This is a genomic window from Caballeronia sp. ATUFL_F1_KS39, assembly GCF_023630985.1.
GTDB classification, from domain to species: Bacteria; Pseudomonadota; Gammaproteobacteria; order Burkholderiales; family Burkholderiaceae; genus Caballeronia; species Caballeronia zhejiangensis.
In genome coordinates, this window is record NZ_JALQDZ010000053.1 from 21,186 (window position 1) to 47,712 (window position 26,527).

The window sequence follows — 26,527 nt, forward strand, 5'->3', positions numbered from 1 at the left end:
TAAGCGTTGCTTACACATGCTCACGTCATTTTCGTTGCCCATTGCGTACAGTCCGGGCATCCAGAACATCTCTTTGCCACTTCGAGAGGAACGAACATGAAGAAGAGTCGAATCGTCGCCGCACTGGTTTGCGCGAGCATCGGACTGACGACGGGCGCCGTTTTCGCACAGCCCGCACCCGGCGGTCCGGACGGCTATCACGACGCGCATCGCGCACCGGGCGGTCCGGGCGGTCCCGCTGCCAAGGGCGGTCCCGGCGCGCCGGGTCATGGTCCGGAGATGAATGGCCGCGACGCGCCCCGCCCGCCGCAGCATGCCAACGATGAGCCGCGTCGCGACTGGCGCAAGGGCGAGCGTCTTGATAACGATTACCGAAGCCGTCAGTACGTCGTCGACGACTGGCGCGGACAAGGCCTGCGTCAGCCGCCGCGCGGTTATCAGTGGGTCGGCGTCGGTGCGGACTATCTGCTGGTTGCGGTCGCGTCGGGCGTCATCGCGCAGGTCGTGTTGTCGCATTGATCTGCGTTGAATGCGCATAAAGAAAAGCCCGCCTGTCGAGGCGGGCAAGATGCGCTTAAACGAGAGGGGGTCGAAGCGCACATCCAACGCGGTACGTTACGAATGATTCGTGCGACTACAGCTTCCTGCGAATCGTGCCGGGCGAATCGGCGCTTTCCGTGGTCCTTGCCGGCGGGTCCGGCACAGCGACCGTCTGATCGAAAACGAAGCCCATTGCGATGTGCTCGGTGTTCGTGGATCCACATGCGGGGCACGTATCGTCTTCGACAGCATCGTCTGAATATATGAGCTTGTTGCATGCTGCACAGCGTATAAGCATCTGTACTCCCGAAGTTCCAAGAAGATCGTCTCTCATTTATATGTCAAAACGAACGCACAGCCAATTGTTCTTTATGGGTGCCTTATGGGTCGCCTGTCGGGTCCCCTCTTAGGTCGCCTCGAGCACGCTTTAACCACCACGTTAATACGCTGTACACCGTTCAGCGGATGATGCTCCACTCGGACTCGATCGCGCCCGCAGCCATCGCGCACTCGCTGAACGGCGGCACCGGCTGCGCATCGGGCGTGCCGTGCCAGCGCACTTCGAAGCGCTCTTCCATCCGTTCCGGTCCCTTCGCCGCGCCCGCAATCGAGGCGAGCCTGCAACCCGCGGCCTGCATCGATTCAGCCAGCGTGTCCCGCGAAAAGACGCCTCTTTCATAAGTTATCCGGAGCTCCGCATGGTTCTCGCGCGGTATGCGTCTTTCGACCTCCTTCAGAAACCAGAGCACGACGATCCCGAGCCCGAGTCCCGCCGCGCCGAGTCCGAGCTGACCGCCGCCGAAGCACAGTCCGACCACGGTCACGAACCATAACGTCGCCGCTGTCGTCACGCCTTTGACGAGGCCATCCTTGCGAAGAATCGCACCCGCGCCGATGAAGCCCACGCCCGACAGTATCCCGAGCGGCAGGCGCATCAGATCGATCTGCACGAACGAACCGGGCGTCTTGCCCGTCTGAGCAAGCAATGCGTTGACTTGCAGCATCGCGAGACACGCCGCGAGGCATACGAGCAGCGTGGTTCTCAATCCGGCGACCTTGCCCGATTCGCCGCGATTCAATCCGATGAGAACGCCGGCAAGCACCGCCAGCGATATTCGAATGCAGACATCCGGCCATTCGAGGGTGAGAGGCATGAGCGCCATCGTATGTGTCCTGAAGCAATCGTCCGCGTAAAGCGCTCTAGCAATCATCACGCCCGCATGGGTTCATCGCACCTTGCAGCGATTGAAAGACAGCGGCATGGCCATTGCGCGCAAGCCAAACAAGGCGTGCATGCAATGCGGCGCATTCTTTCGATCGTGTTTTCCGGAGACTTCAATCATGGCTATTACCGTCGGCGATTTTCTGGTCGATCGCCTGCATGCATGGGGCGTGCGCCGCATTTACGGTTATCCCGGCGACGGCATCAACGGCGTATTCGGCGCGCTCAGTCGCGCGAAAGGCAAGATCGAATTCATTCAGGCGCGTCATGAAGAGATGGCTGCGTTCATGGCATCGGCACATGCGAAGTTCACCGGCGAGTTGGGCGTATGCATCGCGACATCCGGTCCGGGCGCGGCGCATCTCCTCACCGGTCTCTACGATGCGCGCCTCGATCACACGCCCGTTCTCGCCATTGCGGGCCAGCAGGCACGCGCCGCATTGGGCGGACACTATCAGCAGGAAGTCGATCTGCCCGCGATGTTCAAGGACGTCGCCGGCGCCTTCGTTCAACAGGCGAGCGTGCCCTCGCAGATTCGTCATCTCGTCGATCGCGCGGTGCGTATCGCGCTATCGGAGCGCAAGGTGACGGCGCTCGTGCTGCCCAACGATCTGCAGGATCTGGAATACGAGCCGCCGGGCCGCAAGCACGGCACACTGCATTCGGGCGTGGGCTATCGCGCACCGAAGACGGTGCCTTATGCCGACGATCTGCAACGCGCCGCCGATGTGCTCAACGCCGGCAAGAAGGTCGCGATTCTCGTCGGCGCGGGCGCGCTGGAAGCCACGGACGAAGTCATCGCTGTCGCGGACAAACTCGGCGCGGGCGTCGCGAAGGCGCTGCTCGGCAAGGCCGCATTGCCGGACGATCTGCCCTTCGTCACCGGATCGATCGGCCTGCTCGGCACCGAGCCGAGCTACAAGCTGATGACCGAATGCGACACGCTCTTCATGATCGGCTCGGGCTTTCCCTACGCCGAGTTCCTGCCGAAGGAAGGCGAGGCGCGCGGCGTGCAGATCGACCTCAAGGCGGACATGCTTTCGATCCGCTATCCGATGGAAGTGAATCTCGTCGGCGACAGTGCCGAGACCTTGCGCGCGTTGCTGCCGCTTCTGGAACAGAAGACGGATGGCGCGTGGCGCAAGGACATCGAAGGCTGGATGGACGACTGGTGGAAGAAACTCGAAAAGCGCGCGATAGAGCCTGCGAAAGCCGGCGTGAATCCGCAGCGCACGATCTGGGAGCTGTCGCCGCGCGTGGCCGCGAACGCCATCGTCACGAGCGATTCCGGTTCGGTCGCGAACTGGTACGCGCGCGATCTCAAGGTCAAGCGCGGCATGAAGTGCTCGCTCTCGGGCGGTCTCGCCTCGATGGGCGCGGCCGTGCCCTACGCGATCGCGGCGAAATTCGCGTATCCGGAGCGTCCGGTGATCGCGCTCGTCGGCGATGGCGCGATGCAGATGAACAACATGGCCGAGCTCATCACGGTCGCGAAGTACTGGAAGCAATGGTCGGATCCGCGCTGGATCTGCATGGTACTCAACAACGAAGACTTGAATCAGGTGACGTGGGAACAGCGCGTGATGGAAGGCGATCCGAAGTTCGAGGCATCGCAGGACATTCCTTCCGTGCCTTATCACAAGTTCGCGGAATTGATCGGGCTGAAGGGCTTTTATGTCGACGATGCCGAGCGCATGGCCGCCGTGTGGGACGAAGCGCTCGCGGCGGATCGTCCCGTCGTGATCGAAGTGAAGGCCGATCCGAACGTGCCGCCGCTGCCGCCGCACATCACGATCGCGCAGGCGAAGGCTTTCGCGACCACGCTCATGAAGGGCGATCCGAACCAGAGCCATGTGATCGTCGATACGGCGAAGCAAGTGCTGGGCGCAGTGCTGCCGGGCCACAAGGACAAGTGATCGTCCATGCTTCTGAGGATTCACGACGGCTCGGCATATCCGACCGTCGGCGGCGTGAATCCTTCTCTCACCATTCAGGCGATCGCGCGTTGCACGGCGGACGAAATCGAAGCGCTTGCCGCACGCGGGGAGTTATCGCGATGAGAAAGCCTCGGGTCGTGGTCATCACCGGAGCGAGCGCGGGCGTGGGCCGCGCGACGGCGCTCGAATTCGCCCGACGCGGCGTGGACGTCGCGATGATCGCGCGCGATCCGCAAGCGCTCGAAGACGCCGCCGCCGACGTGCGCGCGCTCGGCGTGCGTGCGCTGAGCATCGCGCTCGACGTGAGCGAAAGCGGCGCGCTCGACAGTGCCGCCGCGCGCGTCGAAGCCGAGCTCGGTCCCATCGACGTATGGGTCAACAACGCGATGCTGACCTCGTTCGCGCGCTTCGCCGATATGCCCGAACGCGATTTCAGGCGCATCACGGACGTCACGTATCTCGGCTTCGTGTGGGGCACGATGGCCGCGTTGAAACGCATGACGCCGCGCAATCGCGGAGTCATCGTGCAGGTCGGTTCGGCGCTCGCGTATCGATCGATTCCGCTGCAATCGGCCTATTGCGGCGCGAAGCACGCGATACGCGGGTTCACCGATTCGCTGCGTTGCGAGTTGCATCATGCCAAGAGCCGCATCCATCTGACGATGGTGCAGATGCCCGCGCTCAACACGCCGCAATTCGACTGGGCCAGGAGCGCGATGCCGCACGCGCCGCGTCCCGTCGCGCCGATCTACGAACCCGAAGTCGCAGCGCGCGCGATATGGTGGGCGGCCACGCATCGGCGGCGCGAGCTGTGGGTCGGCATGTCGTCGGTCAAGGCGATAGTTGCGAATGCAATCATCCCCGGTTTGCTCGATGTCTATCTCGGACGCACGGGCTTTCGCGCGCAGCAGGACCCCGCTCTCTCCAGCGGCGAACGTCCGGGCAATCTCTCGCAACCGGTCACTGAACTGCATCGTGTGCATGGGCGCTTCACAGACGAGGCGAAGCGCGCGAGCGCGTCGTTTTGGGTGGACACGCATCGCGGCCTGCTGCTTTGCGCGGGGCTCGGGCTGGGCGCCATCATCGCGCGCTTGATGCGTCGGCGCGCGTAATGACGATGACCGGCATTCGCTTCATGCGTTGTGATCGTGCGCGGTGATGCCATGACGCGCGCCATGCTTGCGCAGCGCGTCCTCGAAGAACGCGGGCGGCATCGGCTCCGGCAAGCCGTATTGCGGCTTCAGTTCGGCAAGCGCACGATCGAAGCGCACGAAGGTCGCGAAGTCGCGCGGATAACGCCGTGCATCGACACCGAGAAAGCGCCCTTCGCGTTTCGCCTTGGCGGTCAACGCGCCCCATTCGTCGATGCTCGTCACGCCGACGCCTTCGGTGCCATGCGAGAACAGCATCATGTCGATCTCGTCGAAGGACTCGCGTTCGAGAAAGCGGCGCAGCGTCTCTGCCGAAGGGTCGGTGCAGAAGACGAGCCAGAATGGGATCGCGCGCAATCGCAGCGTCGTGTACGGGTCCATCAGAAGGAATGAATCGACGACGAGCCGCTTCGACTCGATCCCCATCTCGCGATACCACGCGCGATACAACTCGGCCGTGGCGAAGCTGAACGCTTCCGGCTCTTCGAAGCGCCATTCGACGACGCGCCAGTTCTTCTGCTTCGCCAGCGCGACGATGGATTCGGTGAGCGCCACGTCATAGCCCCATTCGGCTTCGGGCGCGCGCAGGGTCGGCGCGGGCGCGTCCCATCGCGTGCGCTTCACGCCATAACGCGCGAGATAGCGCGCGACACGCGGCCCGCCTTCGAAGTACTCGCGCTCGGTCGCGCCGCCCAGCGCGCCGAACTGATAGAACGATCGGTCGCCGGTGCGCGTAACGGGCCAGTCGCGCGTGCATCGGACGATATGAAGCGTCGCGTCCGGCGCGAGACTGCGCAGCAGAAACTCGCGATACGCCAGCGGCAGCGCGCGCAGCTTCAACCGGAAGTAGCTCATCGCGGAGAGCATCAGCCGGTCCTGATTCGGATCCTGCATATGATGAATCGCGATACGCGGATCGGCGCGAAGCAACGCATCGACGGCGGCGAGGCCGTCATCGAAGCCGCTTTGCGCATCGTCGGGATCGCTGAAGGGCGCGCGCACCGGGCACAGAAACGTCTGCGGCAGCCAGGGCACGCCGAGCGCCGCCGCAACGTGCATGAGCGCGCCATTCGACGAACCGATGAACGCGGCATCGTAGGTGCGCTGCGGGTAAAGCCCCGCGATCCATTCGCCGATGCCTTCCACATCGAGACGCCGCGCCTGCCGCGCCGTGATGCCCTCCGACATGCCGCCCACGGTGTACACCCATTCGCGGGCGCGCTTCGGCAGCAGGTTGATCGGCGGCATCAGGCTATCGAGCAGCGGCGACTGGCTCGGGCTGCTGAAGCGTTCGCCATGCAGACACGCGGCGAGCGCCTGCACCATGCCCGCGGCCGAATCGAAGCGGGCAATGCCGCGCGGTGGCTTCGTCATCTCGATGCGCCGCCCTGGAGAAGAAACGCGCGGATCGCGAGCGCGAAGCTATGCGGATAGACATAGTTGAGCGTGTGCGTGCCGCCGTCTATCGCCAGCAACGCGCCGTTCGGCACGCGCGCCGCCACTTCGCTCGCCCACGCGAGCGGCGCGACGGGATCGCGCGATCCGGCGACGACGAGCGTCGGCGCAACAATGCGCGACAGCTTGCGCTCGATGCGATCGCGCATGAGTTCGCGCATCGTCGCGAGCGCGCGCACCACGCCCGCTTTCGCATAATCGATGCGCCCGATCGGCGCCGACGATCTCGCCTGTTCGAGCCGTCCATTGCGCCAGTCGCGACAAACTTGCGTGAAGAGCGAGCGCGCATCGCGATCGACGGTCGGTCCTTGCAGCACGAGCCGGTCGACCGACTCGGGATAGCGCGCGGCGAAATCCGCGAGAATCTGGCAGCCGAAGGAATTGCCGATGAACATCGCCCGCTCGATGCCGCGCGCGCCGAGCCAGAGGCGCAACGCATCGGCGAGTTCGGGCACCGACAGCGCGCCGCCGCGCAGTTTGCTTTCGCCGAAGCCGGGCAGATCGGGCGCGTACACGTCGAAGTCGCTGCGCAACGCGAGCGCGAGCGGCTCCATGTAGCGGCTCGATATCACGAGACCATGCACGAGCACCACGGGCAGGCGCTTCGCGTGGCCACCTTCGCATGCCGCGTGACGCGAGAACATGCGATACGGTCCGGCCTGCGTGTAGCGCGCCGTGATGCCCTTGCGGGCGCTTTCATCGGAAAGTGCGGGCGTGCGCTTGAGGCGCGTCCATTCGATCGCCGCCCAGGCCACGAACGCGCACGCGCCGACGCCCGCGACGATGCGCCATGAAGGCCGCGCGGCCGTCACGCGGCGGGATCGAGCGCGACCTTGATCCATCCCGGTTGCCTTTGATCGAATGCCTTGTATGCGTCGATGACGTTCATCATCGGCTCGCGTGTCGACAGCACGCGCAGCGGATCGAACGATCCGTTCCTCACGCGCTCGACGAGTCCGGGCGTCACCGCGCGATGATTGCAGTTGCCCATCTTGATGGTGAGATTCTTGTTCATCGCCACGCCGAGCGGAAAGAAGCGGTCGTTCGGCGGATACACGCCGATCACGCCGAGCGTGCCCGCCTTCGCCAATGCAGCCACGCCCCAGTCGAGCGCCTGCGTGGGCGCATCACCGGGAATCCAGTTGCCGTCGTGTTCGTTGCGCTGCGCCGTCACGGTCCTGCTTTCCGCTTCGCCCTGCTTGACGGCATCCTGCGATGCAGCCGGCCCGCCCTGCGCGTGCACTGCATCGACGCCCACGGCATCGATCACACGATCCACGCCGATGCCGCCCGTCAACGCGAGAATCGTTGCGACGGGATCCTCCTCGTCGAAGTTCACCGCTTCCGCACCTTGCGCGCGCGCCATCGCGAGACGATCCGTCAGGCGATCCACGACGATCACGCGTCCCGCGCCGAGCATGAACGCACTCGCGACGGCGAACTGGCCGACCGGTCCCGCGCCGAACACCGCGACGGTATCGCCGTCACGCACCTCGGCAAGTTGCGCCCCGAAAAAGCCCGTCGGAAAGATATCGGACAGCAGGATCGCGCGTTCGTCGTCGATATTCTCCGGCAATTTGATGAGGCTCGCATGGGCTAGCGGCGTGCGCGCGTATTCGGCCTGCAATCCGTCGATCGGCCCTGTCGACTTCGGTCCGCCAAAGAACGCCGTGCCCGCGGCCGCGCCATTGGGATTCGCCGAGTCGCACTGCGCCGTGTAGCCCGTGCGGCAATACGAACAGCAGCCACACGAAATCGTCGATGGAATCAGCACGCGGTCTCCCGGCTTCAGGTTGCGCACGCCGCGACCGACCTGCTCGATCACGCCGACGCCCTCGTGGCCGAGTATCGTGCCCGGCACCATCCCTGGCAGCGTGCCGCGCACCATGTGCAGATCGGTGCCGCAGATCGCGCTCGCGGTCAGGCGCACGATCGCGTCCTGATCGTGACGAATCGAAGGGTCGGGCACGTTATCGAGCGATATATCGCCTATTCCATGAAACACAACCGCTTTCATTGCACACTCCTTGAATGGCCGGGTCCGTGTGCGATTTCAGCAATGGATGCGCCCGCGCACCGCATTAGGGACTTCGTTTCAGCGAGAAGCAACAGCGGGTCCAGACCGGGTACGGCGCTTGCCCGCATGTTCGACACACATCGAGGAATGCGCCATGAATACGCTGCGCATCGGCGATCTGCATCCGACGCAGGCGACGCACGGAGAACGGCAGGTCCGCCGCAAAGCCGAGGAATATCGCGCGCTGAACGCACATGAACTGGCAATGTCGATAGCCGCGAAGCCGATTGCCGTCGTGCTCGGGCCGGGCGGCGAGCCGTATGTCATCGACCATCATCATGTGGCTTGCGCGCTGGCCCGCATCGGCGTGCAGGACGTGCCGTTCGTGCTGGTGCGGGACTTGTCGTCGTTATCGCGCGCGGCGTTCTGGCTGACGATGGAGAACGAGGCGTGGGTGCATCCCTACGACGCCGATGGCCGCCGCATCGCTTTCAAGGACATGCCGGTGCATATGCGGGACGCCATCGACGACGATTTCCGCAGCCTTGCGGCCTTCGTGCGCAGCGCGGGCGGCTACGAAAAAACCGACGTGCCGCTTGCCGATTTTCGCTGGGCGGACTTCTTTCGCGCGCACTTCCCGCGACCGCGCGACGATGCGCAATTCGACGCGCTGCTCGAACGCGCCGCCGGTCTGGCGCGCAGCGACGCGGCTCTCGGCCTTCCCGGTTTCATCGGATGATCTTCAACGCGGATTCGCCGCGATGAAATTCTTGAGCGCGGTATAGACGGGTTTCTTCGTCACGCCGTCGTTGAGCATGATGCCGTAAGGGCCCTGACCGGTGGGCGGATCGTCGTAGAGCTCGTAGACCTGTATCGACTGAATGTTGTATTGCGGCGCGATTGAGAGAAGCCTGCCCATCATGTCGTTGGCCATGTAAGTGGCCGCCTGATCGACGGTGCCGGGAAAGTCCGGACGCATGCCCACTTCGTTGATCCAGATCGGCTTGCCGAACGACAGCAGCGTGCCGACTACGTTGTAGCAGCGGATTCCGCATGCGTGCGTGATATCGCCCTGCTCCGAGTACCAGTGCCACGCGGTGATGTCCCACGTCACGATGGGATGTCCGCTCGTGCCGTCGGGTTGCGTGCCGTTGGCGAGCATCGTATCGAGGCCGAGGTGCATCCACGTATTGCCGCCGATGATTATCTTGCCGACAGCATCCACCGACTTGATGCCCGCGATCAATCCGCGAATCACGCCGCGCGCGATCCGATAACAATCGTTGTGGTAATCGGCCGGATTCACGCCGTCGACCGCACCGACGAGACATGTCGGTGCAAGTTCGTTGGTGACTTCGTAATAGGCATATTGCTGCACGCTGACGATTTGCTGAGCGAGCGTGAAGCTCGCCTGATAAGCCGAATTCTCATCGGCGAAGTTGAGGTCTTGCAGGATCACCGGATAAACCATCACGCCGGATTGCGCCATGATCTTCGCGAACTTCGCGAGATTTTTCGCGCCGGCTACGTTGGAAATGTCGTTGCGGTACATCGTCATGTTGAGGTCTTTCAGTTGCGCGGCTTGTTGCTCCGGCGTCGACGTCTGATATGGACCGACCCAGTTGGCATGACCGTTCATGCCATAAAACACGCTGCCCGCAGGCGCAATCACAGGCTTTGCGGTGCTGCTCGTGCCGCCGGGGCTGCTCGCCGCCGACGGCGCCGATGCAACCGCTGGCGCCGATGCAACCGCAGGCGCCGACGCTCCGTCGTCCGAAGGGCTCGACGCCGCTATGGGACTCGATGCACCCGAAGGACTCGATTGCGCGCCACCGGTCGTGCTCGCGCCGCCAGTTTCACCGCCGCCGCATGCGGCCAACAGAAGCGCGATCGCGAAACCCGGCCATATCGAAAGCCGCCCCGCTGAAATAATGCGCCGCGATTTGAAGATGTGAGCAACGGATCGAATGAAAGTAATGGCTTTCATGGCGCGTTCGGAATATTCAAAATGAATATCGAGCGGCCGGTTCATTGCCGGAATTGAAACGCCCGCGTCGCGCGGCGAAATGCGAGCGCGAACAGGCACAGCCGCGTTCGACGAATGACGAACGCGGCCCCGCTTCGATACGAGAGATAAGACGACGCCCCACTGACCGATGCGCGCAAACGCGATGGCGCGAGCGTGGCAATCGCCGGACGCAACAAAGGGCCTTCGCGCTGCGTTTCAATCGAGCGCGCGAAGGAGAATCGGAAACCATCGAAAGACACGAACATGCATGGACATGCATGTCGCAAATACGTTAGTACATCATAACGTCGGTGCGCGCTTATTCAAGCATTGCGAGTGAATCGGCGAAGAATACTTATCGAATCGATAAGATCCATTGAACTGATGAAAACGCTTCGCGAAATAAAGCGCATTACATGCGTTGCGCCGTAAGGCTATCGTTGGGATCGTGGATTGCTCGGGGAACGAAGCCCCGCGCGCCCGTCTGGCGTGCCGGAACCTCACTGCGAGCCAATCTTTCAAGGAGATACATGCGGATGCCTGCTACGCACAAAGCGATCCATTGTGCCAGCCGGAGCACCCGCGCCATGATCGCTTTTCTCGCCGCATTCGTTTGTCACGCGAGCGCGCGCGCCGACGCGCCGCTCAATTACTTCCTCCACGCCGACGGTCCCGCCGCCACGCCGACGATGCGTCTCGGCTGGGCGCTCGCGGCACTGGCCGTCGCCGTCGCGCTGATCGTGAGCGTATTGCTCGTCGGTGCGATCATCCGCAAGCGTCCGCCGCCCACGAAGCGCGATGCATCGCACGTGCAGGGCGAAGGCGGCGGCATGCGCTGGGTCTGGATCGGCACGGGCATCTCGTCGGTCGCGCTTTTCGTCGCGCTCGCCTATGTGCTGGTGACGCTCGAATCGGTCGCGTCGCCGAGAAAGGAGCCCGCGCTGACCATCGCGGTCACGGCCTACGACTGGTGGTGGAAGATCGACTATGCGGGCGTGACCACGGCCAACGAGATTCACATACCGGTCGGCGAGCCTGTGAAAATCGAATTGCGCAGCGCCGATGTCATTCATGCGTTCTGGGTGCCGCGTCTCGCGGGCAAGACTCAGACGATACCGGGTGTCGTCAACGAGCAATGGATTCAGGCGGATCGCGCGGGCGTGTATCGCGGGCAATGCTCGCAGTTTTGCGGCGCGCAACACGCGCATATGGCCTTCGAAGTGATCGCGGAACCGCGTGCTCAATTCGATGCGTGGTACGCGGCGCAAGCGCGCCCGCATGCCGCCGACGCCACCGCGAGCGCCGGGCAGCGACTCTTTCTCGATCGCTGCGCGGGCTGTCACGCCGTGCGCGGCAGCGATGCGAACGGCACGCAAGCGCCCGATCTCACGCATCTGAATTCGCGCAGGCTCATCGCCGCCGGCACGTTGCCGAACACCGAATCGAATCAACTCGACTGGATACGCCATGCACAGCGCATCAAACCGGATTCGCTGATGCCATCGATCGCGCTCACAGCGGCCGAAGCCGCCGCGCTCTCCGCTTATCTTCGGACACTGCAATGACCGAACACGCCACGTCCCCGCCGCCGCTGCAACGCACGCTGGCGATCGGCCGCATCGAACCCGGCAGCGCCGAAGAACGCAAGCTGCGCGAGACATGGGAAACGCCACCGGGATGGCGCGGCTGGCTTTCGACCGTCGATCATAAAAGCATCGGCTTGCGCTATCTCCTCACCGCGTTTGCGTTTCTGATCGCGGGCGGCATCGAGGCGCTCATCATGCGCGTGCAGCTTGCGCGCCCGGACTCGACGCTGCTCACGCCCGAGCAATACAACCAGCTCTTCACGATGCACGGCGTGACGATGATCTTCCTTTACGCGTTGCCCGTGCTCTCCGGCTTCTCCAACTATCTGTGGCCGCTGATACTCGGCGCGCGCGACATGGCGTTTCCGCGCCTGAATGCGCTGTCGTACTGGATCTTTCTTTTCGCCGGACTCTTTCTGTATGCGAGCTTTCCGTTCGGCGAAGCGCCCAACGCCGGCTGGTTCAACTATGCGCCGCTTGCCGGTCTCACTTACAACACCGGTCCCAACATCGATGTCTATGCGCTCGGCATGGTGCTGCTCGGCATCTCGACGACAGTCGGCTCGATGAACTTCGTGGTCACGTTCCTGCGCATGCGCGCGCCGGGCATGTCGCTCGATCGCGTGCCGGTGCTCGTGTGGGGCACGCTCACCGCATCGGGCGGCAACCTGCTTGCAGTGCCATCGGTGAGTCTCGCGTTCTTTCTGTTGTGGCTCGACCGGCGCATCGGCACGCATTTCTTCGACGTCGTCAACGGCGGCCGCGCGCTGCTCTGGCAGCATCTCTTCTGGATCTTCGCGCATCCGTGGGTGTATGCCGTGGTGCTGCCCGCGATGGGCATCGTCTCCGATGCGCTCCCGGTCTTCTGCCGCAGGCCGCTGGTCGGCTATCTGCCGGTCGCGCTGTCGACTGTCGCGACGATGGTCATCGGCTTCGTCGTATGGATCCATCACATGTTCGCGACGGGCATTCCCGCGCTCGCGCTGTCGTTCTTCGGCGCGGCGAGCATGGTGATCGCGATACCGAGCGCGGTCGCGACGTTCGCATGGATCGCGACGATATGGACGGGACGTCCCGTGTTTCGCGTGCCTTTTCTGTATTTCGCGGGCTTCGTGTTTCTCTTCGTGGTCGGCGGATTGTCGGGCGTGCTCACCGCAGCGGTGCCTTTCGACTGGCAACTCACGGATACCTATTTCGTCGTCGCGCATCTGCATTACGTGCTGCTCGGCATCAACGTGTTTCCCGTTATCGGCGGCATCTACTTCTGGTTCCCGAAATTCACCGGGCGCATGATGAGCGAGAGGATCGGGCGCATCGGCTTCTGGATTCTGCTCACGGGCTTCAACATCGCGTTCTTTCCGATGCATATCGCGGGCTTGCTCGGCATGCCGCGACGCATCTATACCTACGCGCCGGACATGGGCTGGAACACGGTCAACATGATTACGTCGATCGGCGCGTTCCTGTTCGCGTTCGGCGTGCTGATCTTCATGTGGGACTTCGTGTACAGCCTGCGGCGCGGTCCCGTTGCGGGCGATAACCCCTGGGATGCGCCCACGCTCGAATGGGCGACTTCATCGCCGCCGCCGCCGTATAACTTCGCGATCGCGCCGCGCATCGCGAGCCGTCATCCGCTATGGGAGGAACGCATTTCCGGCAAGATGCGTTCGCGGCTCGACGAAGGGTACATCCTCGACAAGGGACGCGAGGCGCTCGGCACCACCGCGCTCGACGGCGATCCCGACGTGATTCTCAAGATGCCGGAAGACTCGTATGCGCCTTTCTGGCTCGGCGTCGCGTCGCTGGTGTTCTTCTCGGGCCTCGCATTGACCGCATGGTGGCTCGCGGCGCTCGGGTTGATCGGATGCGGCGCGGCCATCGTCGTATGGTTGTGGCCGCGCCGCGAACTCGGCCAGCGCGACGATACGCCCGAGCCGCACGAAACCGGAGCGACACCATGAGCGATTTCGCGGAAGCGTTGCCCGAACGCGCGCGTCTGCCCATCGGCAGTCCGGGCGAACGCTCGGGCGGATGGTGGGGATGTCTCACGCTCGTCGCGACCGAAGCGGCGCTCTTCGGCTATCTGATCTTCTCGTATCTGTATCTCGCTTCGCAGACGACACAACACTGGCCGCCCGAAGGCATGCCGAAGCTCGGCCTCGGCATCGCGAACACCTGCATTCTGTTGTCGAGCAGCGTGTTCGTATGGGCAAGCGAGCGCTTCGTGCGGCGCGGAAAACGCGGCATGGGCGTGCTGATGCTCGCTATCGCGCTCGCGCTCGGGGCGATCTTCGTCGGCATACAACTCAAGGAATGGGCCGATCATCCCTACGGCCTGACGACGCATCTCTACGGCTCGCTCTACTTCACGATCACCGGCTTTCACATGATGCATGTGCTCGTCGGCCTCGTCGTGCTCGCGTTCCTGCTGCTATGGACCGCGCTCGGCTACTTCGACCGGGCGCGTTCGGCGGCGCTGACCATCGGCGGCTTGTATTGGCATTTCGTCGATGTCGTATGGCTCTTCATCTTCGCGACGCTGTATCTGTCGCCCTACGTGCTGGCGAAATGAAATGAACGACGCATCGCCCATCGACGAAAAGCGGCATCCCGTGCGTCCGGGCGGCATGGCGCTCGCGATCGGCCTCCTGCTCGCACCCGCCGCGTGGATGACGCAGACGACGCTCGCGCAGACCATCGCCGCGTGGGGCTGCTTCCCGCATGAGCGTCCGGTGAACGCGCCCGCGATGCCTTGGCTCGAGCACGGCATCGTGCTGCTGGCGCTGGTCGCGTTGCTGCTGGGCGTCGCGGGCGGCGTCGTCGCGTGGCGCAACTGGCGGCGTACGGGCGAGCTTGCATCGACGCTGAAAGAGCATGGAACGATCGACAGACATGCGTCCCGCGATGCGTTCATCGCGCGGGCGGGGGCGCTCGCGAGCGCGCTCTTCGTGTTCGCGCTGATCGCGACGGATCTCGCGTGGCTGCTCGTGTCGCCATGTGGAGGACGCTGATCGTGACGACGCTCCGACGCCGCGCGCTCTTCTGCGCTTTCACGCTGATCGCATCGATGCCGCTCGCTCGCGGACAGACGCCCGATCTCGTCACGCGCGGCGCGTATCTCGCGAAGGCCGCCGATTGCGCCGGCTGTCACACCGCGCCGCCCGCGCCCGGCAAACCGCAGCCGCATCCGTTCGCGGGCGGCCTGCCGATGGGCTCGCCCTTCGGCACGATCTGGTCGAGCAACATCACGCCGGACCCGCAACATGGCATCGGGCGTTATAGCTACGAGGACTTCGCGCGCGCGTTGCGTGAAGGCGTCGCGCCGGGCGGCAAGCATCTTTATCCGGCGATGCCTTATCCATCGTTCTCGAAGATCAGCGACGGCGACATGCGCGCGCTCTATGCCTATTTCATGCACGGCGTGGAACCCGTCGCGCAAGCCGCGCCCGAAACGCATCTGCCGTTTCCGTTCAGCCAGCGCTGGGCGCTCGTCTTCTGGAATCTCGCCTTCAGGCCGACGGAACCGTTCACGCCCGATCCGAAGCGCGAAGCGCAATGGAATCGCGGCGCCTATCTCGTGCAATCGCTCGGGCACTGCGGCGCGTGCCATACGCCGCGCGGACCTGCCTATAACGAACGCAGCTATACCGAATCGTCGCGGACGTATCTCACGGGCGGCACCAACGATCACTGGTACGCGCCGAACCTGACCGGCGTATCGGGCGCGGGACTGGGCCGCATTGCACCCGACGACATCGCCGCGTTTCTCAAGACGGGGCACGGCGCGGGTCTCGCCACCTTCGGCAGCATGGTGCAGGTGGTCGAAGACAGCACGCAATATCTCGACGATCAGGATCTGCTCGCGATCGCGTCGTATCTGAAGAGCCTGCCGGCGAACGGAAACGGCGGCACCTACGATGCGCGCTCGCGCGCGGCGCAACAGAGCGTGGCCGCATTGCGCACCGGCGACGACGAGCGTCCCGGCGCGGGTCTCTATCAAAGCGCATGCGCGCGCTGTCACAAGAGCGACGGCGCGGGTGAAGCGTTCAAGTATCCGCGGCTTGCGGGCAATCCGGCCGTGCTGTCGGAGAAGCCCGATTCGCTCGTGCGGATGGTGCTGCAGGGCGGCAACGCGCCATCCACGGAACATGGGCCGCAGCCGAAGAAGATGCCCGCGTTCGCCGACAAGCTCACCGATACGGAAATCGCCCGCGTGCTGACCTTCGTTCGCTCGGCATGGGGCAACGATGCTTCGCCTGTCACGACGCGCGACGTGCGCAGCATGCGCGATGCGGTCTCGAAGCGCGCGCAACCTTGAATTGACGAAGCGAAAGTACCGATTCACTGCGCCGCATCCGCCGATCGCGGCGCGTTGTACCATGGTTGACTGGACAAAATTTCCTACTACGCGAACGTCCGCCATGGCCAACACCAAAGCTTTAGAGGAACTCGCGCGTCTTGACCTGCATATCGAGAATTGCGGGCGGCGCATCGTCGAGCAGACGGAACGCCTCGAATCGCTCCGACAGTGCGGATGGAACACCGACGACTCGGAAAGCCTGTTGCGCAATCTCATCACCAGCCTGCGCGCGCTCGATCAGCTTCGCAAGACCGTGGTCAAGGAAGTCGACGAAGCGGACCACTGATCGCCATTTCCGCTCTTCGCGCGTCGTAAGGCGCCGATTCCGCACGCCGTGTTTCGATTCCTGGAACGCTCGATGCTGACACGACCGCATGACCGCGCATGCGGTCGTCTTTCTAACCAGCACCGGAGTCGTGAATGAAAACACTCGTCAATGAAAGAGCGCGCAGCGCCGCTCGTACAGGCGCCCTCAGGGAAAGCCGGGCCACGGTCGTTCTTGAAGCGGCAGCGTAAGGAGCACGACATGAGCAATACCACCGATAGCGGATACCCACGCCCGCCGATGCCGGCGCAACAGCAGGACAATCGCCCGGGACTCACCGGCCCGATGGACCCGCCGCCCGATCACGGCGAATCGAGCTACAAGGGCAGCAACCGGCTCGCCGGCAAAGTCGCGCTCATCACGGGCGCGGACAGCGGCATCGGCCGCGCGGTGGCGATCGCCTATGCGCGCGAAGGCGCGGACGTCGCCATCTCCTATCTCAACGAGCATGACGACGCCGAGGAAACGAAGCGCTGGGTCGAGAAAGCCGGACGCCGCGCGCTGCTTCTGCCCGGCGATATCACGGATCGCGAGCATTGCAAGCAGATCGTCGCGAAGACGGCCGAAACGTTCGGGCGCATCGACGTGCTCGTGAACAACGCGGCGTATCAGGCGACTTACGACAAGCTCGAAGACATCAGCGACGACGAATGGGACAAGACCTATTCGACGAATATCGGCGCGATGTTCCGCATCACGAAGGCCGCGCTCGCGCATATGAAAGAAGGCAGTTCGATCGTCAACACGACGTCCGTCAATGCCGATGCGCCGAATCCCGGACTGATCGCGTATGCGAGCACGAAGGGCGCGATCCAGAACTTCACGGGCGGGCTTGCGCAACTGCTGGCCGAGCGCGGCATACGCGCGAACTGCGTGGCGCCGGGGCCGATCTGGACGCCGCTGATTCCATCGACGATGCCGCCTTCGAGCGTCGAGAACTTCGGCAAGCAGGTGCCGATGAAGCGCCCCGGACAGCCTGCGGAACTCGCGGCGCCTTATGTGATGCTGGCATCGGACGAGGCGAGCTACATATCGGGCGCGACCATCGCGGTAACGGGCGGCAAGCCGATTATTTAGCGCGGCCGGGGCACAGCGAATGCTGTATTGAAAGCATGAAAGGCTTCGCGCAAACCCGCGCGAAGCCAATGACAAGAGCGGGCGATGAGCCCGAACAATCATGCAATCCGACATGTTGAAGCTGGCCCGTGAATCCGGAATGACCGTTCTGCTCGACGGCAGGATCGGACAGCAGGCGTACATGAGCGTCAGCGGATCGGCGGATGCGCTGCAAAAATTCGCTCGCGACGTGCACGCTTCGCTATCCAGGGAGCCGCGACGCAAGGCACGCGCGGCACGCTCGCCCAGCCTCAATTCGCTCGTCATGGCGCGTATGCGCGAGTGCATCGCCGCACGCGCGTGTCGCGGCGTCGGCACGCTGCATCGCCGCCGGCAGACCCCGCGCGGCGCACGTCCTACGTTAAGATCCCGCTCTTCCACTGCGCGATGCGAGCCACAATGAGCGAGCGATGCTGCATCATGGCCGTCAGCGTGTCTTCGAGCGTGCTGAGCAGCCTGACCGCATCCGTCGTGTCGTGTCCGCCGGAGCGCAGTTGCTCGATGATCTTGCGCTGACGCTCGATGCGTTCCTTGCCTTCGTTGATATCGCGATCAGCCTGGACAAGCGCCAGGCTCTCCGCTTCGAGATCCATTCGATCCTCCGTTTCCCGTCAGTTCGTCAGTTGGCGGATGAAGATGCTGTCTGCACCGCTTCGCGCAACAATTCGACGAGACGTTCCGCTTCGTCGATGCGCGCCTGCTCGATTTTTATCTGATCTTCATTGCCCGACCGCTCCGCCCAGCGCTGCCGCTCTTTCGCGAAGATGACGCGCTCGTGCACCGCGCGCATGGCCGACCAGATCGCCGTCTCCGAACGCGCTTCGATGCCCTCCTCCAGCGACAGCCCGGTGAACGCGTGTCCGGTATGGCAGCGATAGCGCATCGGATGGTCGTCCTTGATGCGCCACAGCGCGCCGCCGCAATCGGGACATGTCAGCGCCGACCGCTCGCCGACTTCGTCGAGCGAATCGATATCCGACAGGCGGCTGGCTGCGAGGCGAGCCTCTTTCTCGAACACGTTCTTGTTCATCTGCGCTCCCTCGGAAGCTTCGTCGGACGACATCCCGTGCACCGCCGCCTGAATGCACCGCGAGAGTTCGCGCTCGACACACAGCATGTCGGCGCCGCACGATTCGAGTGCGGCACGCGGCATGCTCGGCGCTTCGCAATCGTCCGGATTCTGCACAATCGCGAAACCGCGTTGGGCGCGGATGTTGGCGAGACCGGCGGCGCCATCGTCGAGATCGCCGCTCATCACGACGCCGACGACACGCGCCCCGTATTCCATCGCGGCACTGCGAAACAGCGGATCGGCGGCGGGCCGCGAGAAGTTTTCCTTCGCACCCTCGCTGAGCCACACGCGCCCTTTCGACAACACGAGATGCCGGTCCGGCGGCGCTACGCGGATGGTTCCATGTTCGACCTTTTCGCCATGCGTTGCATAACGCGCGATCAACCGTCCCCAACTCGTGAGCAGGTCCGGCAGCATGCTGGCGTGACGGCCGATATGCAGCACGACGAACACCGCAGCCGGAAGATCGGCGGGAAGCGCGCTAACGAGCGCCCTGAGTCCCTGAAAACCGCCTCTCGATGCACCGATCACCACGATGTCCCGTTCAGCCATAGCGCCTCCTGTCTGATCTGGGAAGCAATCGGCGGACCGGCGCCGGTGCTTCAGCCGCCGCGCTCCTTCTCGCGCCCCGGCTCGAGCAATACATCGAGTGTATGAAGCAGCTCCGAAAAATCAACCGGCTTGGTCAGATGCGCGTCGAAGCCCGCCTGACGCGCCGCGCGCTTATCCTCGTCGCGGCCGAACCCCGTCAGTGCGATCGCCTTCACATCCGCGAGCGTCGTGTCTGCGCGCACGCGCCTGATGAACGTGTAGCCGTCGATGCCGGGCAACTGGATATCCGATATCACCGCATCCACGGAACCCTTGCCGAGCAGTTCGAGACCCTGCTCGGCGCTCGATGCGATCTGCACCGACGCCTGCTCGAGCTCGAGCAGCGCGGCGAACGATGCGGTCGCTTCGACGTCGTTGTCGACGAGCAAAAGGCGCGCGCCGCTGACGGGCCGCGCGCGGTCCTCGCTGCGCGGCGGCACGGCCTGTTGCGTCGCGGCGGCGGGCAGCCAGACCGAGACCGTCGTGCCGCGGCCGAGGCCATCGGAACGCGCCTCGATGCGCCCGCCGTGCATGTCGACGAGCTGCTTCGCGAGTGCAAGGCCGATGCCGAGCCCGGACGATGTCGGATTGCGCCCGCCTTGCCGGTACATGTCGAAGATATGCGGCAGCGCGGACGCCTCGATGCCCTGCCCGGTATCCACGACATCGATACGCACCATGCCGCCGTCGCGCGCGATCCGCAGATCGACGGAACCGCCGCGATCCGTGAACTTCAGCGCATTGGAAACGAGGTTCCAGAGAATCTGCTCGCAACGCACAGAATCGGCGAATGCGTAGATCGGCTCCGCGCGATTGCTCCCGAGCAGCGCGATTCCACGTTGCACGGCTTCCGTTTCGGCGACATCCGCGATGCGCGCGAGTACGCCCGCGACATCCACCGGCGCGATGCTCAGCGCGAGCTTGCCGGTGCGAACGCGCGAAAGATCCAGCAGATCGTCGATGATCTGCGCCTGCCCGCGCACCGCGCGGCGGATCGAATCGGCGGTTTCCTGCACCACTTCGATACCGCGCGTTTCCGGCAGGCGCGGCAGGATTTCCGCCTTCATGCCGATGAGATTCAGCGGATGCTTGAGTTCGTGCGACAGCATCGCGATGAAGTCGTCCTTCAACTGGTTCGACAGCGACGCCTTCTCGCGCTCGGCGTGCTCGTGCGCGAGCGCTTCGCGGTTGGCGTCCTCGCGCATCTTGCGCTCGGTCAGATCGCGCGCGATCTTCGCGTAACCCGTGAACGACGGATCGGAGATCGGCGTCACCACGCCGCTGCAATACACGCGGCGTTCGTCGCGCGTGATGTGCCAGCGTTCGTCGTCGGCGCGTCCGTCGCGTTCCGCGAGTTCGCGCTCGTTCGCCGGCACGTTCGCCGCGCGGTCTTCGGGCGAGTAGATGAGCGAGATGTTCCTCCCGACGACTTCCTTCTCCGAGAAGCCGAAGATGCGCTCCGCGCCCGCGTTCCAGGTGACGATCGTGCCGTTCGGATCCTGCACGATGATCGCGTAGTCGGCGGTCGATTGCGCGACGAGCCGCAGACGCTCTTCGCCGATGCGCGCCGTCTCTTCGGCCACATGCCGCGCCGTGACGTCGATGAGCGTGAGCACCGCGCCGTCGATGCGGTCATCGGCCGTGCGGTACGGCAAGAGGCGCATCAGATACCATTTGCCGTCGTGGCTCTCGACTTCGCGCTCGATGAGCTTGAGCGTATCGAAAGCCTGCTTCACGTCGTCCGCGAGCGAGGAATAGCGCAGCGAATGCGTGATGTCGAAGAGCGAGCGGCCGATATCGACGTCGATCAGCTTGAACACGCGCGTCGCGCTCGTCGTAAAGCGCTTGACGCGAATCTGCTTGTCGACGAACACCGTGGCGATTTCCGTCGCCGCGATGATGTTCTGCAGGTCGTCGTTCGCCTTCGCCGTGTCCTCGACGCGCGCCTGCAATTCGGCGTTGACCGTGGTCAGTTCCTCGTTCACCGATTGCAGTTCTTCCTTGCTGCTTTCGAGCTCTTCGGTCGCCGAGCGCAGCTCTTCGTTGATCGCCTGCAATTCCTCGTTCGACGCCTTCAGTTCCTCGACGGTCGTCTCATGCTGCTCGATCGTCGTCGCGAGTTGCTCGCGCGTGTGCTGCAGTTCGCGTTCCAGTTGCAACAAGAGCGGATCCTGGCCGCGTTGCTCGGGCAGTCCTTCGTCGGCCATGTGCTCTTGCACCTCGTCGAACAATACGAGGAAAAAGTCGGCGTTCACGCCGGTGTCATGAAATGGACGCACCGTCATGTTGACCCAGACGGCGCGGCCGTCCTGAGTCAGCTTGACGCGCCGCGCCTCGACGCTGCCGCCCGTCTGATGCGCGCGAAAGAGCGTCGTGCGCAGGTCGAGCCGCAACTCGGGCAGCACGAGCGCCATGATGTTCGAGGACAATTCGCCGCCGCCGTGCCGCAGGAATCGCCCGGCCGTCGTGGACAGATGCACGATGTTCGAATCGCGATCGACAACGACGCTAGGCGGCGCATATTCTTCCAGCACGCGCTGATGCAGCGCCGCGAAGGAGAAGCTGCGGCGCTCCGGCGTTTCGGGCCCGGCGGCCATGCTCACCGGCGCGGCGGTCGTCATCAGCTCTTCGCGCGGCCCGATGTTCGTGGGGCCGAGCGATGGAAACGAGACCGGCGGCTTCACGCGGTTCAGCACGGTGCGCGCGCGATAGATGCGGCTCTTCTTGTCCACGATGGTGAAAAGATCGTCGGCGGTATCGGCGGATTCGGCCGTGCCGAGAAAGAGATAACCGCCCGCCCGCAGCGCGAAGTGAAAGAGCTCGAGCACTTGCCGCTGCACCGCGCGATCGAGATAGATCAGCACGTTGCGGCAGGAGATCAGATCGAGATGCGAAAACGGCGGATCGCGCAGCAGGCTGTGCGCGGCGAACAGAATGCGCTCGCGCACCGATTTGACGATCTGGTAGCGTCCGCCTTCGTGCTTGAAATAGCGGCGCAGAAGCTCAGACGGGATATCGGTCGCGATCGAGCCGAGATAGGAGCCGCTGCGCGCCTGCGCGATGGCGGGCTCGTCGATATCGGTGGCGAAGATCTGATAGGTCGCCTCGAAACCGGCGGTTTCGCGCGCCTGCGCGAGCATGATCGCGAGCGAATAGGCTTCCTCGCCGGTCGAGCAGCCGGGCACCCACACGCGTATCTGCGACTCGCCCTTGGTCGCGTCGAGCAACTGCGGCACGACATCGCGCCGCAGCGCGTCGAACGCCTCGCGATCGCGAAAGAACTGCGTCACGCCGATCAGCATGTCGGCGAGCAGCGACGTGGTCTCGTCCGGATTCGAGCGCAGATGATCGCGGTATGCGCCGATATCGCGCAGCCCGTTCACCTGCATGCGCCGCTCGATGCGCCGCAGGATGGTCGCGCGCTTGTAATGACGGAAATCGTGTCCGGTGCGAACGCGCAGCTGCATGAGGATATCGCCCAGCGCGCGCTCGGCGCTGCCCGCCGTGGGCGGCGTTTCCTTCTCGGCCGCTTCGTTGGCCTCGGCGATCGGCAGGTGGATTTTCTTGGCGTTGTTCCAGAGATCCAGCAGCTTCTCGGGCATCTCCGCCGCCGGCAGGATGAAATCGACCTGGCGCGTGGTGATCGCGTGTTGCGGCATTTCGGCGAAATGCGCGTCTTCCGGTTTCTGCGCGACGGTGATGCCGCCCATCTCCTTGATGCGCGAGAGTCCCGCCGCGCCATCGGAGCCCGAGCCGGACATCACGATGCCGATCGAACGCGTGCCGTGCGCCGAGGCGAGCGTGGCGAAAAAGTGGTCGATGGTCGTGGGCGCGCCGTTGGCCGCGCGATCCACCGCACGAAGATGACCCTCCGACATTTCCAGATGCTTGTCGGGCGCGTTGATATAGATATGGTTCTTCTCGATGGCCGTGGTCGCGGAGACCTGCTTGACCGGCATGTCCGTCACGCGTTGCAGGACTTCATCGGCGCGGCTCAGGCGATCCGCCGGCAAATGCACGATGACCACGAACGCCATGTCCATTTCGGCCGGCGCATTATCGAAGAAATTGAGCAATGCTTCGATGCCGCCCGCGGACGCGCCCATGCCGACTACGGCGAAAGGCAAGGGTTCGAAGTTCTCGGATGCCGCCGCCTTCGATCGACTGCTGGTCATGTCTCCGAATCCTCCGGGTTCATCCCTTGTTTCCGATCACCGCGCATATTGTTTGAGTTCACTCGTGAGCCATGTCGTTGTAATGAAAACGCGGCGCGGGACGCGCGTCGCGCCTCTTGAGGCATCGATTGTAGTGTACGCAACGCGACCATTCGGCGCGCGGGTTTCAATTCGACGCGTTTGGCACGCGTCGTCAGACATGGAAGCATAAAACCGGCCGCTGCGTCAGGACACGCAGGGAGAGAAACGTCGCCCGGAGACGAACCGTGCGTCGCGCTACTTCGCGTCGTTGGCGGCGAGCGGCTCGGGTCCGTCCGGAGCCTCGATGACCGCATGCACCGCGCGCTCTTGCGGCGGAGCGGCGTGCGCGTTGCGCAAGCGCATGATGGTCTGCCGCGACGTGTTGAGCGAGCGGGCGATCTCGGTCACGGTGAGGCCGGCGTCGAGACCGAGCATCGCCTGACGTTGCTGCGCTTCAGAAAGCGAACTCGGGCGGCCCTGCGCGACGCCACGCTCCTTGGCGGCGCTCGCCGCCTCGCGCGCGCGGCTGCGGCGCGTGACGCGTTCGAGCTCTTCCGCGAGCCGCAGCGTCTCGACGAACGCGAGACCTTCCTTCGAGCACAGATCGCTCTTGCCGTACGCGAGACAGATCGTGGCGATGCCGCGCCGCTCCAGCAGGCCGATCGTCGCGACGACGTCCTGCACGCTGTTGCCGAGACACCAGAGTCTCGTCGTGATCATCGTGTCGCCCGCCTGCAGCCGTCGCAACGCGCGCTGGAACGCGGGGCGCGCAGCCGCGGCGATCGTGCAGCTGCAGCGCTCGACGAAGACCGCGCTCATATCGACGAGAAAGCCCGCGGAGTCTATCTCCAGCAAGTCGCGCTCGTGGGTCGGTACACCTCTGCTTTCCTCGAAAACGTATACGACGGTTGCCATCGGTTCGGCCTTTTTCCGGTGCAAAGATCGTGCGCGAGCCATAACGGACAGACGCACGGATGCCTGCAGTATGACAGTCCGAAACGCGCGTTCAAGGTACGAAACCCGTTATTTTCGGACTTTCGGACGCAGTCGAAGGAACGAGCGGGATCCCGCTCGACTTGTTTCGAAACGATGCGAACGATCGTTTCAGGCGGCGGCTGCCGAATGCCACAGACGGCGGTCCACCTCGTCCTTGCCCGCGACGAGCGCGAACGCACGGGCTTCCTCGACGGACGCGAAATGTCCAAGCACGCCCGTCGCGCGCTGGAGCCCTCCGGTGTCGGAGATGATCGTCATCGCGGCGTAGAGACCGCCGTCGAATGCGGCCATCGGCATGATGACGAAGCCGCGATAGGTGACTTGAGGCTGGTTCATGGCGTGCCCTCTCTCTTTTATCTAATGACCGTCCCTTGCTCTTTCGGGCAGTGTGAATGCCCGTAGGCTGTGCGCAGATTGTCCATCAGAAGAATGAGCCGACGATCAGGGGAAACCATAATCAAATATCGTACGAAAGTAATCCCTTTAGGCGGCACGACCGTACGTTCACAACTCCGGGCGCGCCAGGTCGGCCTTCACGAGCTCGTCGCCTCGGTCGAGCGCGGCGGCGACCGCGGCCGCCTTCGACGGAAACGGACCGATGCTGTCGGCGCCGTCGAATGGAAACAGCAGCTTGCCGTCGGTTTTGCGCACGACCTTGAGCGTGCCGAAAAAACCGCTTGCGCTGCTGCCCCGGTACGAGGCGTAAATTTGAAAGTCGTCCTCGCTGGTTCCGGGCGTAGGCGTCATCGTGCGCGTCGGATACAGGACCAGCTTAGGGCGTCGGCCGCTCGATTGATTCACTGGAATCACCGCTTCTCATGTCGATGATTCATTGTGGGACACCGCACATGCGCTCATCGTGTACTTAACGCATCCCTTCGCGCCGCTGTTGCGAAGGGGGTCGACGGCATGTCCATTGCTGCATGCCAAGACCCGAAAACCGGGCGACTTGCGCATAAACCGCGCGAAGTCCCAATGCCCGAGACCGATAACAAGAACGATGAAGGAAGCGCAAATGCGGGCCACCATCCTCTCCCACGAAGTACCGTCGGAAGTATCGTCCGTGGAGGTGCATCGGTTCAGCTTCAGGATCGACGACGAGCCGTCGCGACCCATGACCGAATTCATATCGCTGCGCACGGCGCGCGTGCTCGTGCAGCACTTCGAGGATGGCAACGCGTTCATCCGGATGCTGCGGGCGATCGTCGCCGCGCGTCGCGACGAATACGACGACCTGCTCGGACGCGTGTATACGGATCATCCCGGCTGAAAGGATCAGCGGCGCGCTTCGGTCGCCATTCTCAACGCGAGGCCGGCGAGCACGGTGCCCATCAGCCAGCGTTGGATCAGCAGCCATGCGGGCTTGCGCGCGAGAAAGAGCGCGATGGTTCCGGCGGTCATCGCGACGATCGAATTGACGGTGATGCTGAGGATGATCTGCACGACGCCGAGCACGAGCGACTGGCCGAGCACGCCGCCGTGCGAAGGATCGATGAACTGCGGCAACAGCGACAGATACAGCACCGCGATCTTCGGATTCAGCAGGTTGGTGACGAAGCCCATCGTGAAGAGCTTGCGCGGGCTGTCGATCGGCAGATCGCGCACCTGAAACGGCGAGCGTCCGCCGGGCTTCACGGCCTGCCACGCGAGATAGAGCAGATAGAGCGCGCCGCCGAAGCGCAACGCGTCATGGGCGAACGGGATTGCGATGAGGAGCGCGGTGATGCCGAACGCCGCGAATAGCATGTAGACCACGAAGCCGAGCGCGACGCCGCCGAGCGAGATGAGTCCTGCGCTGCGGCCCTGACAGATCGAGCGCGAGATCAGATAGACCATGTTCGGCCCTGGCGTGAGCGCCATGCCGAGCGCGACCAGGGCGAAAGCGAACAGTTGCGGCGTATGAGGCATCGACGGACTCCGGCGGAAATAATGTCGATGCATTCTCCCGCGCGGTT

Annotated in this window: 24 protein-coding genes; 12 read left to right on the plus strand and 12 right to left on the minus strand. The window is 63.9% G+C overall.

The features are described 5' to 3' along the window. The first annotated feature begins 96 nt into the window (after positions 1-96). Positions 97-519, plus strand: coding sequence for an RcnB family protein (locus tag NCR93_RS26745; protein ID WP_239295448.1), 423 nt, complete (start codon positions 97-99; stop codon positions 517-519). A 479-nt stretch (positions 520-998) separates the two neighbouring features. On the opposite strand, the gene NCR93_RS26750 is transcribed toward NCR93_RS26745, so the two are convergent. Continuing rightward, positions 999-1,703 (minus strand): MgtC/SapB family protein, encoded by a 705-nt coding sequence (locus NCR93_RS26750; protein ID WP_239295447.1) that lies wholly within the window; start codon positions 1,701-1,703, stop codon positions 999-1,001. A gap of 178 nt (positions 1,704-1,881) precedes the next feature. Between NCR93_RS26750 and NCR93_RS26755 the strand changes: the two genes are divergently transcribed. Both NCR93_RS26755 and NCR93_RS26765 read left to right on the plus strand, forming a co-directional pair. Next, positions 1,882-3,678 (plus strand): thiamine pyrophosphate-requiring protein, encoded by a 1,797-nt coding sequence (locus NCR93_RS26755; protein WP_250532306.1) that lies wholly within the window; start codon positions 1,882-1,884, stop codon positions 3,676-3,678. A gap of 140 nt (positions 3,679-3,818) precedes the next feature. Continuing rightward, entirely contained in the window at positions 3,819-4,811 is a 993-nt protein-coding gene (locus NCR93_RS26765; RefSeq protein ID WP_175981927.1) for an SDR family oxidoreductase, read from the plus strand. Positions 4,812-4,832: 21 nt separating this feature from the next. On the opposite strand, the gene NCR93_RS26770 is transcribed toward NCR93_RS26765, so the two are convergent. From NCR93_RS26770 to NCR93_RS26780, 3 genes are read right to left on the minus strand one after another with little or no spacing between them, the layout of a single operon-like run. Next, a complete protein-coding gene (locus tag NCR93_RS26770; RefSeq protein ID WP_175981929.1) occupies positions 4,833-6,224 on the minus strand; it encodes a hypothetical protein in 1,392 nt (463 codons plus the stop codon). Next, complete coding sequence (locus tag NCR93_RS26775; RefSeq protein WP_008345945.1) at positions 6,221-7,147, minus strand: alpha/beta fold hydrolase; 927 nt, start codon at positions 7,145-7,147, stop codon at positions 6,221-6,223. Before NCR93_RS26775 ends, NCR93_RS26770 begins: the two co-directional genes overlap by 4 nt. Continuing rightward, positions 7,114-8,322, minus strand: a complete 1,209-nt coding sequence (locus NCR93_RS26780) for a zinc-dependent alcohol dehydrogenase (protein ID WP_034470047.1) — start codon at positions 8,320-8,322, stop codon at positions 7,114-7,116. The genes NCR93_RS26775 and NCR93_RS26780 overlap by 34 nt, the downstream gene beginning before the upstream one ends. Before the next feature lie 154 nt (positions 8,323-8,476). On the opposite strand from NCR93_RS26780, the gene NCR93_RS26785 reads away from it, so the two are divergent. Continuing rightward, positions 8,477-9,061 carry a ParB-like protein gene (locus NCR93_RS26785; RefSeq protein WP_175981931.1) on the plus strand — a complete coding sequence of 195 codons (585 nt, stop codon included), beginning with the start codon at positions 8,477-8,479 and terminating at the stop codon, positions 9,059-9,061. Between the two features lie 3 nt (positions 9,062-9,064). Here NCR93_RS26785 and NCR93_RS26790 read toward each other — a convergent pair whose 3' ends face one another. Then, on the minus strand, positions 9,065-10,309 hold the full coding sequence (locus NCR93_RS26790) for a hypothetical protein (RefSeq protein WP_239295445.1): 1,245 nt from the start codon (positions 10,307-10,309) through the stop codon (positions 9,065-9,067). A 608-nt stretch (positions 10,310-10,917) separates the two neighbouring features. On the opposite strand from NCR93_RS26790, the gene coxB reads away from it, so the two are divergent. The 7 genes from coxB (at position 10,918) to NCR93_RS26825 (ending at position 17,678) form a co-directional block, all read left to right on the plus strand. After that, positions 10,918-11,895, plus strand: a complete 978-nt coding sequence (gene coxB / locus NCR93_RS26795) for a cytochrome c oxidase subunit II (RefSeq protein ID WP_008345950.1) — start codon at positions 10,918-10,920, stop codon at positions 11,893-11,895. Further along, entirely contained in the window at positions 11,892-13,877 is a 1,986-nt protein-coding gene (ctaD, locus tag NCR93_RS26800; protein ID WP_175981935.1) for a cytochrome c oxidase subunit I, read from the plus strand. The genes coxB and ctaD overlap by 4 nt, the downstream gene beginning before the upstream one ends. Further along, complete coding sequence (locus NCR93_RS26805) at positions 13,874-14,488, plus strand: cytochrome c oxidase subunit 3 (protein WP_008345952.1); 615 nt, start codon at positions 13,874-13,876, stop codon at positions 14,486-14,488. Before ctaD ends, NCR93_RS26805 begins: the two co-directional genes overlap by 4 nt. Before the next feature lies 1 nt (position 14,489). After that, positions 14,490-14,927, plus strand: coding sequence for a hypothetical protein (locus tag NCR93_RS26810; protein ID WP_175981937.1), 438 nt, complete (start codon positions 14,490-14,492; stop codon positions 14,925-14,927). Continuing rightward, complete coding sequence (locus NCR93_RS26815; protein ID WP_175982106.1) at positions 14,912-16,234, plus strand: c-type cytochrome; 1,323 nt, start codon at positions 14,912-14,914, stop codon at positions 16,232-16,234. The genes NCR93_RS26810 and NCR93_RS26815 overlap by 16 nt, the downstream gene beginning before the upstream one ends. Before the next feature lie 103 nt (positions 16,235-16,337). Then, positions 16,338-16,562 (plus strand): hypothetical protein, encoded by a 225-nt coding sequence (locus NCR93_RS26820; RefSeq protein WP_008345955.1) that lies wholly within the window; start codon positions 16,338-16,340, stop codon positions 16,560-16,562. 240 nt (positions 16,563-16,802) lie between these two features. Continuing rightward, positions 16,803-17,678 (plus strand): glucose 1-dehydrogenase, encoded by an 876-nt coding sequence (locus tag NCR93_RS26825; protein ID WP_175981939.1) that lies wholly within the window; start codon positions 16,803-16,805, stop codon positions 17,676-17,678. Positions 17,679-18,073: 395 nt separating this feature from the next. Here the strand turns inward: NCR93_RS26825 and NCR93_RS26830 are convergent, their stop codons facing one another. The 6 genes from NCR93_RS26830 to NCR93_RS26855 all read right to left on the minus strand — a co-directional run bounded on the left by NCR93_RS26830 (position 18,074) and on the right by NCR93_RS26855 (position 25,319). After that, positions 18,074-18,310 carry a hypothetical protein gene (locus NCR93_RS26830; protein WP_008345957.1) on the minus strand — a complete coding sequence of 79 codons (237 nt, stop codon included), beginning with the start codon at positions 18,308-18,310 and terminating at the stop codon, positions 18,074-18,076. A gap of 26 nt (positions 18,311-18,336) precedes the next feature. Then, on the minus strand, positions 18,337-19,341 hold the full coding sequence (locus NCR93_RS26835) for a chemotaxis protein CheB (RefSeq protein WP_175981941.1): 1,005 nt from the start codon (positions 19,339-19,341) through the stop codon (positions 18,337-18,339). Between the two features lie 50 nt (positions 19,342-19,391). Continuing rightward, on the minus strand, positions 19,392-23,555 hold the full coding sequence (locus tag NCR93_RS26840) for a CheR family methyltransferase (protein WP_175981943.1): 4,164 nt from the start codon (positions 23,553-23,555) through the stop codon (positions 19,392-19,394). Positions 23,556-23,831: 276 nt separating this feature from the next. Next, positions 23,832-24,491, minus strand: coding sequence for a recombinase family protein (locus NCR93_RS26845; RefSeq protein ID WP_051078960.1), 660 nt, complete (start codon positions 24,489-24,491; stop codon positions 23,832-23,834). Positions 24,492-24,680: 189 nt separating this feature from the next. Continuing rightward, entirely contained in the window at positions 24,681-24,908 is a 228-nt protein-coding gene (locus NCR93_RS26850; protein WP_034470053.1) for a hypothetical protein, read from the minus strand. Between the two features lie 168 nt (positions 24,909-25,076). Next, positions 25,077-25,319 (minus strand): DUF6723 family protein, encoded by a 243-nt coding sequence (locus tag NCR93_RS26855; protein WP_033536913.1) that lies wholly within the window; start codon positions 25,317-25,319, stop codon positions 25,077-25,079. 268 nt (positions 25,320-25,587) lie between these two features. On the opposite strand from NCR93_RS26855, the gene NCR93_RS26860 reads away from it, so the two are divergent. After that, positions 25,588-25,842, plus strand: coding sequence for a hypothetical protein (locus tag NCR93_RS26860; protein ID WP_144403779.1), 255 nt, complete (start codon positions 25,588-25,590; stop codon positions 25,840-25,842). Between the two features lie 5 nt (positions 25,843-25,847). Here the strand turns inward: NCR93_RS26860 and NCR93_RS26865 are convergent, their stop codons facing one another. After that, on the minus strand, positions 25,848-26,480 hold the full coding sequence (locus NCR93_RS26865; RefSeq protein WP_250532307.1) for a LysE family translocator: 633 nt from the start codon (positions 26,478-26,480) through the stop codon (positions 25,848-25,850). Positions 26,481-26,527 lie beyond the last annotated feature (47 nt).